The sequence below is a fragment of the Rummeliibacillus stabekisii genome (genome assembly GCF_007988965.1).
Lineage (GTDB): Bacteria > Bacillota > Bacilli > Bacillales_A > Planococcaceae > Rummeliibacillus > Rummeliibacillus stabekisii.
This window is the reverse complement of sequence record NZ_BJVD01000001.1, coordinates 20804-34232: the sequence shown is the minus strand read 5'-3', so window position 1 is coordinate 34232 and position 13429 is coordinate 20804. Positions and strand designations below refer to the sequence as shown.

Here is a 13429-nt window from a genome sequence, read left to right as displayed (position 1 = left end):
CAACATATTAAGTTTGTATAAATATATAATAACGCAATAAATAGAATTGTCAATGTTTTTTAAAAATTTTTAATTCAACTTTTAAATCAACTATATATTCTACTCATCTTGCACCTCAACCAAATAAATACCTTTTGAGAAACCACCACTTTTTTCAGCTTTAGCTGAACGTGATTCTTCCAATTCTTCCAACGAAATATCATAAACTATTAATGCTCTATGTATAAGTTCCAAAAGGTCTCCCAATTCTTCCTTCATCTCTTCCCTGTTTTTGGCTTCGTTTACTTCGTAGGCTTCCTCTATGAATTTTTTCTTCATTTCCTGTAGAAACTCTTGTTCACTCAATTGTTTAAATATACATTTTTTTCCTTTTAATTCGATGATTTCTGGGATAAAATCTCGGACTAATTTATTGTAAATTGGCAATTTGTACTCACCTACCTCTGAGTAATTTAGTATAAATAGAGTTTTTAGTACTGTTTCTTTTTTCTCTATTTTACACTATTTTATAAGAAAAACTAGAATTTAGAAGTAATACATTTTATCCTTTATAGGAAACCATCAGCTGATCACCACTATTACCGATTACACACAAAAATTGCCGAATTCTGTTTAAAAAATGGTTTAACTTTTTGAATTGAGGCTATATGTAAAGTAAGAAAGGATGATGAAAATGAAAGAAAATGACAAAGCCGAAAATTTAAAAGAAGGACCATTGGATACACCAGATGAAGTAAAGTCTGATAAAGAAAGTATCTACGACAAAGACCCTGAAATGCAAACGGTTGATCCCATCCCAATGGAGGAGTTAAATCAACAAGTTGAAGATGAAAAACACAACCATCATACAAAGGATACCTCTTCAAGTGAAGAGCGCTATCCTGGCTAGGCTAGTGCTTCTCTATTACTCACATACATCCGTGCAAGACATGTATAAGAGACTTTCATGAGAGTGAAAGTCTCTTTTCTCAAGGGGCGGAATACGAACAAATACATACGGCAACTAGAAGAATCCATACCCTTTCACTGCTTATTTATAAGCATTTCACAAAAATTTTGCAGTTGAATACCTTAGAATGATGATTCTATTGTGAAAGATTGGTTACCATTTGGTTCAGCAAATTAAAAAGAAAACGGAGGGGTTTCCTATTAACAGAAAGAATTTGTGGCTGCTAAGCCTATTGGCTATTCTTACCTTTGCCTTAGCGGCATGTGGAAGCAGCAAAAAAACAAACAAATCTGGAAGCGAAGCGAGTGATATTGCGTTTAAAGTTAATTCTGGAGAATATGTAACAATTACCAAGTATGATGAAACCGATGAAAAAATATATCTCAAATTAAATGTGACAGTCCAAAATAAATCTAAAAATGAAATCCCAGTAAATTCTTCAAACTTTAGTTTATATGGTAGTAAAGATGATGAAAAAATTGACTCTGTCTATGTAAATCCACCGGATGAAGAATCTTTTAAAGAACTATCAGGAAGTATCTCTCCTGAGAAAAAAGCGAGTGGTGACCTCTTTTACCCTGTCAATAAAGAAGAAAAGTATGAGCTTCATTATCAACCGCGCATTTATGATGACAAAGGTGAGAAACATAAAGAGTTAGTAGTATCAGTGGATCCGTCGAAGTATAAAAATGATTCAGAGAATGCCAAGAAAGCTGTAGCAGCTTATGTTGATCAAGTTTTCTTAAGCAATGACAATCCAGATTTTAAATCCTTACTCACAAATGATGTCTTAGCAGACAGCCAAAAGTTTGATGAAGAACTTGCCAATCAATTGAAGGAAGGCTTTGGTGAGTTTACACCATCCATGCGTTTGGAAAAAATGTTTATTGAAAAATACCGAAACGCTTTAAATAAAAAAATTGAGCCTACTTATAAAATCGCTTATGGTGATTCAAAACAAGCTAAAATAAATGTTAGCTTTAAAAATTTCGACACATCAGATCTTTATAAACAATCTCGAAAAGTAAGCGAACAATTTGCTAAGAAAAACCAAAATAAATATAGCTATAAAGAATATAAAAAAGCTCAAGAAGATGCTTTAAATTACACATTTAGCCGTATTGATCAAATTATGAACAATACGAGTTTGAAAGATGATAGTCGTGAATATGCACTCATTTTAAAAGAAACAGATGGTAAATGGACAATTCAAAAGACAGACCAAGATATGAATAGCGAATACGATGATTTGCTTAAAGCATTCGTATTACAGACTTATTAAATAAAAAAAACCGCTTGAATGGTAAGATTCAAGCGGTTTTTATTTTGGTTAATAAATATTCTTCTGTACGCAGAAGCCATTACTGATTTTTTATAATGTTATTGCCCATATTTTCTAGAAAAAGTTCTAATCCTTAACGGATAACACTAGATATAAGTAACTACACAATTTCTTCGACATCAAGACGCAACCAATTGACAGCTTATCATGGTCTCCATTGCTGAAGCAACATACTTAATCGTCTCTTACTTATTGAGAATAATGAGCGACAGCTTGGAGGTGGCTTTGTCGCTCTTTCGTCTGGTAGTCAATATGATATGGCGTTAGCTTTTTTAAGATGTTAATTATTTTTTTCAATTACTCCGCACGCAATTCGTGCGCCTGAATTACCGCTTGGATCAGTTTTATAGTCATCTGCTTTTTCGTGAATAACAAATGCACTTCCATCCTTATCAAACAATGTATTATGTGCTCCCTCTTTTAAAGTGAAGGCCTTTGTCGCAAAACCTACATCTACTGTTCCATCCTCTTCCACTTGTATATTTGGAAGATCGCCTAAATGATAACCTTTTGCGTTGTAGTATCCGTGAACTTTGTGAGTTGGATTAAAATGACTTCCTGCAGATTCGAATGTTGGTTTCTCACATATCCCTTTTTCATGAATATGGATCCCATGGTCTCCTGGTGGTAAACCCTGTAACTTCAAATCGATTTGTACGCCCTTTTCATTTTCTGTCAAATTTGCTTTCCCTAACTCTTTACCCTCTGTATTAATAAACTTAGCCGTTGCGTGAATGGTTGTATTTTTTTCTCCACTTACTGGTTTTAAGTTGTCTACTTTTTGTTTGTTTGTCGAACAACCGGTTAGAATGAGAAGAGCGACTAACATAGGCCAAGTATTTTTTAATAATTTCATTTAAAACACTCCTTTCTCTCAGAGTGGGCAGCTAAGCCTATTTTTATTCGATATGTTTGTGATTCTTTTTGTTTACTTTTTGAAATTTCTAACAATTGAACACTTTATTAAGTTATAATAGAGAATAAGAACGATAGAAAGGAGAAATTGTATGAAAATTACTACCTTTATAGGAAGTTCTCGCGCTAATGGTAATACAGAAATTCTCACTGATATCGTAACAAAAAATGTAACTCACAGACGCATCTACTTAAAAGATATTATGATTGAACCTATCCATGATTTGAGACATGATATGAAAGGTTTTAGACCAGTTGCTGACGATTATGATCAAATCATTGAAGCCATCCTAGAAAGTGATGTATTGATTTTCTCTACTCCTGTTTATTGGTATAGCATGACTGGATTAATGAAAAACATGATTGACCGCCTCAGCCAAGCCATCCGTGACGAGCGTTATCCAGAATTGAAGGAACACTTAAAGACTGTTAACGCAATTGTAGTAACAGTGGGTGGCGACATTCCACGCATTAAAGCATTGCCGCTTATCCAACAATTTAAATACACATTTGATTTTCTCTCCATTAACTTTTCTACTTACATTATCGGTCAAGGCAGAAGACCAGGTGACGTTGTGAAAGACGAACAAGCAGTTGCTGAAGCTTTGTTGTTAAACGAAAAGCTAAAATTGGAATCAAAATCAAACGCACATTAATAAAGAGGGATTGGCATAAGCCAATCCCTCTTTTAAAGTCGAAGTTTTTATTCTTGTAAAGACTGTACCTTAAGTTGATCTCCCTTACGTCTTCTCATTGGATCCATTCGCCTTTCCACAACACTTAGCAAAACATCAACTATTATTGCCATAAATGCGGTAGGAATAGCTCCTGCTAAAATGATGGCTGTTCCGTCAGTCGCATTTGTACCACGGATGATAATATCGCCAAGACCCCCTGCTCCAATAAATGCCCCTATAGCTGTAATTCCGATGGCAATGACTAAAGCAATACGTATTCCTGCAATAATTACCTTCAAGGATAGAGGTAATTCAATCATATAAAGCACTTGCAAACGCGTCATACCCATGCCTTTACCGGAATCAATTAAATTATTATCTATTGTTGTGATGCCTGTATATGTGTTTTTAATAATCGGTAATAAAGAATATAGAAATACGGCAACAATAACCGTTGTTTTCCCCAGCCCCATACCAAGCATAAGAATCGCAAGCAAAGCTAAGGCCGGGATAGTCTGGATTATGTTTGCTATTGTAATCAAAGGACTTGCGAGCTTTTTATATTTTGCTATTAGTATCCCAATCGGAATACCAAACAATGCCGCTAGCAGTACACCGTAAACAGATATTAAAAAGTGGGTCATAAACTGGGTTAACACATACATACCGTTTTCTTGAAAGTAATACATAAATTGCTCAAATGTATTCAACTTTGTCATATCCTTCATTGGCCATCTCCCCCTTTCTCATCAAAATAATTATGTTCTTCTAAGAATTTTTCGGCGACAACTGCTGGCTCGATTAAATTATTATCAGCTTCATAATTTAACTTTTGCATTTGTTTAGTCGAAATCTTTCCGATTAATTTTTCGATGGATTTTCTTACTTCTGGTTTTTTTTCTAGTAGCTCATTTGTTGCAAAAGGACTGGCATCATATGGAGGGAAAAAGTGTAAATCATCCTCCAAAATTACTAAATCATAACTTGCTATACGGCCATCTGTTGTATAGCCCAGCACAACGTCCATTTTTCCGGCTGAAACGGCATCATAGACAAGCCCAATTTGCATAGGGAAAACATCTTTAAAATCAAAACCGTATTCTTTTACAAAAGCCTTATAACCATCCCCTGGCCTGTTCATCCAAGATGTATCAACCCCAGCTTGGAGCTTGCTAGCAACCTTCTTTAAATCGCTTAATTTTTTCAAATGATATTGCTCTGCTGTTTTACGAGTCACCATAAATGCATACGTATTGGCAAATCCATACGAATCAAAGAACGTTTGATTATATTTTTTATCAAACTTATCTTGTACAAACGTTAATGCTTTTTGAGGATTCTTAAGCGGTTCTGCTTGTAGTACCCCCGTCAAATCCGTCCCTGTATATCTAACGGCAGAAATGTTGGCATCCCCATTTTGCATGGCTTGATGCGCTACAACACTTGATCCTAAATTATTAATAAGCTCTACTTTTTCATTCGTATCATGCTCGATTAATTGCTTCAACATATTACCCATAATTTGACTTTCGGTTGTTACCATAGAAGCTACTTTGATCTCATCCACATCTTGGTTTGACTTATTACATGCAGTAATTGTGAACAAAAGCAAGATAGCGACAATCCCTTTTAACCATTGTTTCATATTCATTTCCTCCTATCGTACAATCCTTAATCCCTTAGGCGTAGCCCATTTTTCAACTTTCGATAAAATAAAGTCACTAATGAGCGCAAGCAATGTAACAAGCACTGCACCGCCTATGATGAAATCAGGCTGATAGAGGTTTAGCCCATTGAAGATAAAGTCGCCGAGACCCCCAGCACCAATATAGGAAGCAAGCGTAGCCCATGAAATCACATACACAGCTGATAAGCGAATACCTGCCATAATAACAGGGATGGCAATGGGCAATTCTACTAAGCGGATGGTCTGAATTGTAGTCATCCCCATACTGATGCCTGCAGCAACTAAATCTTTATTGACTGAGCGCATACCTATGTATGTGTTATTTAGGATGGGAAGCAGAGTATAAATAAAGAGGGCGATAATTGCGGGTACCTTACCAACGCCAATAAATGGAATCATCATAGCTAAAATGGCTAATGAAGGGAGCGTCTGAAGAATACTAGTAATGCCAAGTACTACTTTGGCCACTTTTTCAGTTTTAGATAGGATTATACCAAGAGGGACCGCCACTATAATGCCCAGCAACAGAGCAATAATTGAGATATAGAAATGCTCAAAGGTCTTTTGAATAATCGCGCCACTATTTTCCGTTAAAAATTCAATCATAATATCCATTCCTTTCTTCTATTAACTATTGTTCTGTGTTCTCTTCTCCCCAAATAGTGTCGTACACCATATCTACTATATTGGCGCGTGTTATCAAACCAATTAATCGTTTCTCTTCATCAATCACTGTGATATTTTTTAAATTTCGGATTAGAATACGACGCACTGAATCTTGCAGCTTTGTTCCTGTTTTCACAAACTCTACTTCTCGGTTCATTGTGTCAGCAATACTTTGGGTCGTATGTCTAGCTGATGTGATCATCTCTACATTCAAATAGCCTAATAAACGTCCATGACCATCTGTTACGAACAGTGTATCAACCCTTTTTGATACCATTAATTTAATGGCTTCATCTAAACTCTTTTCAAGAGTAATAGAGACAGGCTTAATCATTACATCATCTACTATTTTTGCGCTTGGTTTCTCCTGGATAAGCCTGTGCGAACCAATGAACTCTTTAACAAAATCATTGGCTGGGTGTGTAAGAATTTCATCTGGTGTGTCAAATTGAACCATTTCACCATTGTGCATAATGCAAATTCGGTCAGCAAGTTTAATGGCTTCGTCCATATCATGTGTGACAAAGATGACAGTCTTACCTAAACGTTGCTGTAAATCTTTCATCAAATCCTGCAGTGTATCCCGTGTGATAGGGTCAAGCGCTCCAAAGGGCTCATCCATTAAGATGATATCTTGATTTGCGGCAAGCGCCCGTAGCACGCCAATACGTTGCTGTTGTCCACCCGAAAGCTGTACAGGATATAAATCTAAATAATTCTCCGGCAAATTGACAAGGCCGATTAACTTCTCGGCTGTTTCATCTTTTTTATCTTTCGACCATTTTAATAGTTTTGGAACTAGTGTTATATTCTCGCGAATAGTCATATGTGGCATTAGACCGATTTGCTGTATGACATAGCCAATGCTTCTTCTCAATGTAACAGGATTCATTTTTGATAAATCCTTTCCGTTTAATGTAATAGTTCCACTTGAAGGCTCAATCATTCGGTTAATCATGCGAAGTGCAGTCGTTTTCCCACTGCCACTTGTGCCAATAAACGCAATAAATTCCCCTTCTTTTATTTCAAGATTTAAGTCATTTACTGCTTTTTTTCCTCCCCGATATTTCTTTGTTAAATGCTCAATCTTCAACATCTATATCCCCTCTTCTTTCTATCTATTTAACTTCTATAACCTATACCCATAAAACTATTCTAACAAAACAAAATATTTTTACAAATTAACAGCATAAAAGTAAGCAACCAAGCGATTAATTAATAACTTAAAATTCAATTTTTATCCATGTTGATTTTTTCTGCAGCTAACTACTAGTTCTTATATTCAATAGGATTTAATCTTTTAGAAAGTATTTAAAGATAATAATTAAATGATAATAGAATTTAAAGCGATACTTAGAAATATTTATACACAATAAAAGCGCACTCCATTAGGAATACGCTTGTAATAGATGTATAGAAGAGAAAAAGAAACCTATGTTTATTTTCCTTCATTATACCATTTTTAATAATGCATCCTTGCCAATCATCCCTTTTGTAATTCCTAATGCCTCTGCTTCAAAGGTAACTGATTCAAGTGGTGCGTTTAATAACTGATCAATAGTTTTCACGCCTACCGCCCTGCCAGCAACAATTTTCCTGTCCGCCAGCTGTTGATTTAATAAACCTACATCCAATGCTCCGCACATGATATAGCCTTTATCATTTGATACTGTCAGCAAAGTGGTTTTAGGCAAAAAAACAGAAACAGCAATAAAAGAATGGCCCTCAATAATATACGTTTCAGTTGAAACCATCATATTCCCTCCTCATTCTATACATATGGGAATGACCTCCAAGGGGTGCGTTCAATTTTTGAAACAAAAAAAGCATCCTCTAAGAGGATGCTTTTATAAATATTAAAGTTTTACAACGTTAGTTGCTTGTGGTCCGCGGTTGCCTTCTTCTACTTCGAATTCAACTTTTTGGCCTTCGTCAAGAGTTTTGAAGCCTTCGCCTTGGATTGCAGAGAAGTGTACGAATACATCGTTGCCGCCTTCTACTTCGATGAATCCAAAACCTTTTTCAGAGTTAAACCATTTTACTGTACCTTGTGTCATGTGTAATGACCTCCTAAAAAATATTAATAATTAATACATATCCCCTGCAAAAAAATTCACCTAGCAAAGAAGTATCGAGTTAACACGATCACTTTTTACTAGGTGAATGTATTGTTTACGATGAGCCGATTTAATTATTGTCTTTATTATACATCATGCTTTACCAGTTGTCCAATAATTCTTTTGTCTATTATGTTTTAGGGATATTTGTTTCGGCTATTTACAAAGGTAGATTGATATGGGAGGCATATGCATGCAAAAAAGAGATGATGATTATGAAAGAAGTATTTTAGCGGATAAAAAAGTGAATAGTAGCATAAATAAAAAAACGAAAAAGAAACTGGAAAGAAATACAATTAAGGAAGAATTTTATTTGCGTGAAAAAGTAAACTTTGACTCAGAACAAATCCCTGAACGTGTTCTTTATGCCAACGGAATTGGGGCATACGGTCAGTTCGAATTATATGAGTCCCTAGAAGAATATACAAAAGCGAGTTTCCTTACAAATCCTTCTAATATAACACCTGTATTCGTTCGTTTTTCTTCCATGCAGAGTTCACGAGGAACTAATGATACTCAAAGAGATGTCAAAGGCTTTGCAACAAAGTTTTATACGGAAGAAGGCAATTTTGATTTAGTCGGAAATAATGTCCCTATTTTCTATATACAAAATACTAGGAAATTCCACGAACTTGTACGTGCCTTAAAGCCGGATTTCAATCAAGAATTTGTAAATGGTACAAACGCACATGATCAATTTTGGACCTTTGCCGCTAAAAATCCCGAAACTGCACATATGGTCATGTGGCAGATGAGCGATCGCACAATTCCCCGCTCTTATCGTATGATGGAGGGATTTGGCGTTCATACATTCCGCTTGGTAAATAGGAAAGGAAAGACTCAATTTGTGAAATTTCACTGGAAACCTTCACTTGGCGTCCATTCATTGGTCTGGGATGAAGCACAAAAAATTGGTGGCAAAAATCCCAATTTTCTTAGCCAAGATTTATTGGAAGCAATCAAAAAAGGTGATTATCCAGAATGGGAATTAGGTTTGCAATTGATTTCGGAAGAAGATCAATTTTCTTATGATTTTGATATTCTTGATCCCACTAAAATTTGGCCTGAAGAAGACGTACCTGTTAAAATTATTGGAAAAATGACGTTAAACCGGAATGTCGACAACGGCTTTCTAGAGACTGAACATGCCGCCTTTCATCCAGGGCACCTAGTCCCAGGTATCGAAATCTCTGAAGATCCGCTCTTACAAGGCAGGATACTCTCCTATACTGATGCACAGGTAAAACGGCTAAGGGGGCCTAATTTTCTTCAAATACCCATTAACCAGCCGATATGTCCTTTCCAAAACAAAAACAACAAAAATAATGACTTTCTTATCCCAGAGGCTACCAATGAGCAAAATGCTCCCACCCCCAAAAATCAAGGCTTTTTTGAAGAAAGTCAAGAAAACATGGGTGGTAACAAGCGTGGAGAGCAAACAGAAAGTTATCAGGATCACTACTCACAAGCAAAGCAGTTTTTGAATAGCTTAATGCCTTATGAACAACAACACCTATTAGAAGCTTTTACTTATGAAATCGGCAAATGTAAATCTCAGGAAGTCAAAAATAATGCGGTGGATTTTATTAATCATATCGATCATTATTTAGCTAAAAAAGTAGCTGATAATGTAGGGGCTAAGATTCCTATCAAAAACCTAGAAGTAAAATCAACCAAGTTGTCTCCTGCCCTAACAATGGCAGATACAGTATGCAAACCTGATACTAGAAGTGTCGCCATTATTTTAAATGGTACTCCTAATACGCAGCAATTAACAGAATGGGTCCAACAACTTGTAGAACATAAAATTAATTACAGTATTATTGATAAAAAAGTACATCGTATAAATGAGGTGCTAAAGGCGTCTGAAACTTATAGCACCGTTGATTCAGCACAATACGATTCATCAATATTAATAAGTCCAAATCCAACTATTCCATCTAAAGTGCTTGAACTTGTCGAAATGACTTATGTACACCACAAGCCGCTTGCATTAGCCGTTTTAAGTCCAGAATCACTATTATATACGCGTATAAAGATGGAAGAACAAGGCGTATATGATTTAACATTCAGGGAATTTAAACAGTTTATTGAAGGTATAGCACAAGCCCGATTTTGGGAAAGAATAATTGACTAAGCAAAGTAAATATAAAGGCAAAACATGAAGTATGGTTTGCCTTTTCTTTGGGTATTCTTGTAGAAAATTAGCGTATTATGCGAAGCAGATTAATCACAACCTCACTGCTTCTGTATATACTATTATATACCTATTGAAAAGAGCGTGATTAAATGGATCTGTTTAAAGCCGACCCTTTTCAAAATCTCCAAGAAAAGAATATGGATTTTGAAGACGTATTTCGTGAAATTGCATACTTTATGAATCGTAACCCATTAGGAAAATATAGATTAATTGTCGGGACAGATTCTCAAGTGCATAAAGTAGATACCATTTTCATTACTGGAATCGTGGTGGTGGATGAAGGTAAACGAGTCTGGGCATGCATGAGGCGTGTACTTGTGCCTCGTAAAATGGTACATCTGCATGAACGCATATCTTTAGAACTCTCTTTTACAGAAGAAATCGTGTCTCTTTTTACAGAGGAAAGAAAGAAGCAGCTGATCGAGATTATTTTACCGAATATTTATAATGGTGCAACCTTTACAATGGAGGGCCATATCGATATCGGCTCAGGCCAACGCAACAAAACCCGTGAATTTGTACTTGAAATGGTAAATCGAATCGAATCAATTGGAGTAGAACCCAAAATAAAACCAGATGCTTTTGTTGCTTCTTGTTATGCTAATCGCTATACGAAATAAATTATTAGAAAAATGAGAAAAAATTTCCCAAGAAATACTTCTTAAAACAAAACAAGAGAAGCAATCATAACAGTGATTGCCTCTCTTATTTTTATGCTTTCAAGAAATTCGGATCTAAATAAGCAGGGTTTGGATATTTATAATACCCCTCGCCGGACCCTTTTCCTAGTTTCCCTTGGTCAATAAATTCATTCTTCAACCGGTCGGCAATTGGTTGAAGTTCTGGATGTGCTTTTGCTGATGTGGATACAATATTATAAGCCGTTTCAATACCAACAACATCTAAGATTGCAAACGGTCCCATAGGAGCTCCTGTAGCAAGCATCCATGTTTTATCGATTGTCTCAGGATCCGCTACACCTTTTGCCCATAAGCCTTGTGCGGCATTTAATAATGGAACTAATAGCGAATTTAAAATATAGCCAGGCTGTTCTTTCAGAATACGAAGTGGCACCATGCCGATTTCTCCGGCAAATTCAACTAGTTGATCTACATACTGTTGGTCTGTTCCGCTATGTCCCATAACTTCAGCTGTATTGTTCTTCCACACTTCATTTGCAAAATGGAGTGCTAGAAACTTCTCTGGTCTTCCAGTATATTCAGCAAATTGACTTGGAAGCAAAGTGGAAGAGTTCGTGGCAAAGATTGTTTTTTGCGGAGCTACAGATGCCAATTCTTGATAGAAGCTGATTTTAATTTCAGTCAACTCAGGAATTGCTTCAATAAGTAAATCAGCATCCTTTACTGCTTCCTGTAGGCTTGTACTATATGTTATACGACTTAATGCAGCTTTTGCATTTTCTTCATCTTTAAAATAATCTGCATACACATCTTGCAATTTTAACAAACGTTCTTTCGCTTTAACAATCGCAGCTTCATTAATATCATAGACACTTACTTGAAAACCATGAAAAGCAGATTGAAAGGCAATCTGGCTACCTAATACACCACTGCCTGCAACTGTAATGTGTTGAAATTCCATTTGTACCACTCCTTCAATTTGTATATAGAACTTTTTGATTATCCGTTCATACATCTTCAATTTACCATACCTCATTAAATTTTGTCGATATTTGCAGATTGGTGCTGCTACTTGTATATAGGAAAAGGCTCGGTTTATTTTTAAAAAAAAGAACAAACATGCATGGTTTCGCAGGTTTGTTCTATCTATTAGTGCAAATGCATTATTTCAAAACTGAAATAAAGACATGCAATGAGTAAGCAAAGCGCCACTGCTCCTTCTATTTTGCTCCCTGTTCGTGTTGTTAAAGGAAAACGAACTTTCACTTTTATTGGGAAAAATAGCTGGATCCCCTGCTTTGTACACATATCAAGCACAAAATGGCTCGCCATGCCGATTAGAAGGCCCATTTTAATTGCATCATTGGTTACGTATGTATGTAATATCCAAGCCACAATCAATAAAAATAGTAAACTGTGTGTAAATGAACGGTGCCCAAATAATCCATTTATCAATTTGGACAATGCGGGAAATGTACGGCCAATCATACTTCCTCCATGGCAAATATCAGGAATTAATGCGCCGATTGCGCCAGCCGTTCCCAAAAGTAATGGTGAATCTACACTTGTTTGACCAAAAGCAAGACATGCTGCAATACCGCCAATGATGTGTGTCTTTCCTGTCATGCTTCATCCTCTTTCTTTTTTAAATAGAAATCAACTTTGTATCCACTAGCAATTCTGTAAGCCGAGCTAAGGGCAATCCCACTACATTTAAATAATCTCCTTTTATTCCTTCAACCAAAAACACGCCATCTGTCTGAATACCGTAACCTCCAGCCTTATCAAAACAATCTCCTGTTGCTACATAGGCCTCAATAAGGGTATCGGGCACTTGTTTAAAATATACCTCTGTCTTTTCTACAAAGGCTGTTTTATTTCCAACATCATCTATAATAGCAACCGCTGTCATCACTTCATGCACATTTCCGCGGAGCTGTTTGAGATGCTTGATGGCCTCATTTGCATCTTTTGGCTTATGTAGCAATTCTTGTCCTTTTACTACGATAGTATCCGCTCCAATCACTACATGCCCTGGGTTTTTCTTCGCTACATCAGTTGCTTTAAGTAGCGCCACTTTCTTCACATATTGAGTTGGGTTATCATCTTTTATACTCGTTTCCTCTACAGTTGCCACTAAAATCTTAAATGGTACATTCAAACGTTCGAAAAGTTCCTTTCGCCTCGGGGAAGCTGAAGCCAAAATAAATGATTTTTCTGTCGTAAAGTTCATAA

16 protein-coding genes are annotated in these 13429 nt (G+C 36.1%); 5 read left to right on the top strand and 11 right to left on the bottom strand.

Features of this window, described 5'->3' with window-relative positions:
* Positions 1–99: 99 nt before the first annotated feature.
* Positions 100–426: a nucleoside triphosphate pyrophosphohydrolase gene (locus RST01_RS00205; RefSeq protein ID WP_147193363.1), complete on the bottom strand. Its 327-nt coding sequence runs from the start codon at positions 424–426 to the stop codon at positions 100–102.
* A 247-nt stretch (positions 427–673) separates the two neighbouring features.
* On the opposite strand from RST01_RS00205, the gene RST01_RS00200 reads away from it, so the two are divergent.
* Together RST01_RS00200 and RST01_RS00195 are read left to right on the top strand one after the other, a co-directional pair.
* Positions 674–889 carry a YczO family protein gene (locus RST01_RS00200; protein WP_147193362.1) on the top strand — a complete coding sequence of 72 codons (216 nt, stop codon included), beginning with the start codon at positions 674–676 and terminating at the stop codon, positions 887–889.
* A 292-nt stretch (positions 890–1181) separates the two neighbouring features.
* Positions 1182–2231 (top strand): DUF4352 domain-containing protein, encoded by a 1050-nt coding sequence (locus RST01_RS00195; protein ID WP_147193361.1) that lies wholly within the window; start codon positions 1182–1184, stop codon positions 2229–2231.
* A 340-nt stretch (positions 2232–2571) separates the two neighbouring features.
* On the opposite strand, the gene RST01_RS00190 is transcribed toward RST01_RS00195, so the two are convergent.
* Positions 2572–3147, bottom strand: coding sequence for a superoxide dismutase family protein (locus RST01_RS00190; protein WP_147193360.1), 576 nt, complete (start codon positions 3145–3147; stop codon positions 2572–2574).
* A 151-nt stretch (positions 3148–3298) separates the two neighbouring features.
* Between RST01_RS00190 and RST01_RS00185 the strand changes: the two genes are divergently transcribed.
* A complete protein-coding gene (locus RST01_RS00185; RefSeq protein WP_147193359.1) occupies positions 3299–3862 on the top strand; it encodes a flavodoxin family protein in 564 nt (187 codons plus the stop codon).
* 47 nt (positions 3863–3909) lie between these two features.
* Here the strand turns inward: RST01_RS00185 and RST01_RS00180 are convergent, their stop codons facing one another.
* The 6 genes from RST01_RS00180 to RST01_RS00155 all read right to left on the bottom strand — a co-directional run bounded on the left by RST01_RS00180 (position 3910) and on the right by RST01_RS00155 (position 8293).
* Complete coding sequence (locus tag RST01_RS00180; protein WP_443096413.1) at positions 3910–4611, bottom strand: ABC transporter permease; 702 nt, start codon at positions 4609–4611, stop codon at positions 3910–3912.
* Positions 4608–5528 (bottom strand): osmoprotectant ABC transporter substrate-binding protein, encoded by a 921-nt coding sequence (locus RST01_RS00175; RefSeq protein ID WP_147193358.1) that lies wholly within the window; start codon positions 5526–5528, stop codon positions 4608–4610. Before RST01_RS00175 ends, RST01_RS00180 begins: the two co-directional genes overlap by 4 nt.
* A gap of 12 nt (positions 5529–5540) precedes the next feature.
* Positions 5541–6176, bottom strand: coding sequence for an ABC transporter permease (locus RST01_RS00170; RefSeq protein WP_147193357.1), 636 nt, complete (start codon positions 6174–6176; stop codon positions 5541–5543).
* 25 nt (positions 6177–6201) lie between these two features.
* Positions 6202–7332: a betaine/proline/choline family ABC transporter ATP-binding protein gene (locus tag RST01_RS00165; RefSeq protein ID WP_147193356.1), complete on the bottom strand. Its 1131-nt coding sequence runs from the start codon at positions 7330–7332 to the stop codon at positions 6202–6204.
* Between the two features lie 355 nt (positions 7333–7687).
* Positions 7688–7990 (bottom strand): YunC family protein, encoded by a 303-nt coding sequence (locus tag RST01_RS00160; RefSeq protein WP_147193355.1) that lies wholly within the window; start codon positions 7988–7990, stop codon positions 7688–7690.
* A gap of 102 nt (positions 7991–8092) precedes the next feature.
* Entirely contained in the window at positions 8093–8293 is a 201-nt protein-coding gene (locus tag RST01_RS00155; RefSeq protein WP_066787490.1) for a cold-shock protein, read from the bottom strand.
* Positions 8294–8546: 253 nt separating this feature from the next.
* On the opposite strand from RST01_RS00155, the gene RST01_RS00150 reads away from it, so the two are divergent.
* Positions 8547–10490, top strand: a complete 1944-nt coding sequence (locus tag RST01_RS00150; protein WP_147193354.1) for a catalase — start codon at positions 8547–8549, stop codon at positions 10488–10490.
* A 152-nt stretch (positions 10491–10642) separates the two neighbouring features.
* Positions 10643–11173 carry a ribonuclease H-like YkuK family protein gene (locus RST01_RS00145; RefSeq protein ID WP_244946622.1) on the top strand — a complete coding sequence of 177 codons (531 nt, stop codon included), beginning with the start codon at positions 10643–10645 and terminating at the stop codon, positions 11171–11173.
* Between the two features lie 91 nt (positions 11174–11264).
* On the opposite strand, the gene RST01_RS00140 is transcribed toward RST01_RS00145, so the two are convergent.
* The 3 genes from RST01_RS00140 to RST01_RS00130 form a co-directional block, all read right to left on the bottom strand.
* Positions 11265–12155 (bottom strand): 3-hydroxyacyl-CoA dehydrogenase, encoded by an 891-nt coding sequence (locus RST01_RS00140; RefSeq protein WP_147193353.1) that lies wholly within the window; start codon positions 12153–12155, stop codon positions 11265–11267.
* 188 nt (positions 12156–12343) lie between these two features.
* Positions 12344–12820 carry a metal-dependent hydrolase gene (locus RST01_RS00135; RefSeq protein WP_147193352.1) on the bottom strand — a complete coding sequence of 159 codons (477 nt, stop codon included), beginning with the start codon at positions 12818–12820 and terminating at the stop codon, positions 12344–12346.
* Positions 12821–12839: 19 nt separating this feature from the next.
* The gene (locus tag RST01_RS00130; protein ID WP_147193351.1) at positions 12840–13427 is read right to left on the bottom strand and encodes a Maf family protein; all 588 of its coding nucleotides are present in this window, start codon (positions 13425–13427) and stop codon (positions 12840–12842) included.
* Positions 13428–13429 lie beyond the last annotated feature (2 nt).

Coding starts and splice junctions, on each gene's coding strand:
- RST01_RS00180 (WP_443096413.1), bottom strand. CDS start 4,611: ATGAAGGATATGACAAAGTTGAATACATTTGAGCAATTTATGTATTAC.
- RST01_RS00150 (WP_147193354.1), top strand. CDS start 8,547: ATGCAAAAAAGAGATGATGATTATGAAAGAAGTATTTTAGCGGATAAA.
- RST01_RS00135 (WP_147193352.1), bottom strand. CDS start 12,820: ATGACAGGAAAGACACACATCATTGGCGGTATTGCAGCATGTCTTGCT.
- RST01_RS00190 (WP_147193360.1), bottom strand. CDS start 3,147: ATGAAATTATTAAAAAATACTTGGCCTATGTTAGTCGCTCTTCTCATT.
- RST01_RS00200 (WP_147193362.1), top strand. CDS start 674: ATGAAAGAAAATGACAAAGCCGAAAATTTAAAAGAAGGACCATTGGAT.
- RST01_RS00130 (WP_147193351.1), bottom strand. CDS start 13,427: ATGAACTTTACGACAGAAAAATCATTTATTTTGGCTTCAGCTTCCCCG.
- RST01_RS00145 (WP_244946622.1), top strand. CDS start 10,643: ATGGATCTGTTTAAAGCCGACCCTTTTCAAAATCTCCAAGAAAAGAAT.
- RST01_RS00185 (WP_147193359.1), top strand. CDS start 3,299: ATGAAAATTACTACCTTTATAGGAAGTTCTCGCGCTAATGGTAATACA.
- RST01_RS00140 (WP_147193353.1), bottom strand. CDS start 12,155: ATGGAATTTCAACACATTACAGTTGCAGGCAGTGGTGTATTAGGTAGC.
- RST01_RS00175 (WP_147193358.1), bottom strand. CDS start 5,528: ATGAAACAATGGTTAAAAGGGATTGTCGCTATCTTGCTTTTGTTCACA.
- RST01_RS00160 (WP_147193355.1), bottom strand. CDS start 7,990: ATGGTTTCAACTGAAACGTATATTATTGAGGGCCATTCTTTTATTGCT.
- RST01_RS00165 (WP_147193356.1), bottom strand. CDS start 7,332: ATGTTGAAGATTGAGCATTTAACAAAGAAATATCGGGGAGGAAAAAAA.
- RST01_RS00170 (WP_147193357.1), bottom strand. CDS start 6,176: ATGATTGAATTTTTAACGGAAAATAGTGGCGCGATTATTCAAAAGACC.
- RST01_RS00155 (WP_066787490.1), bottom strand. CDS start 8,293: ATGACACAAGGTACAGTAAAATGGTTTAACTCTGAAAAAGGTTTTGGA.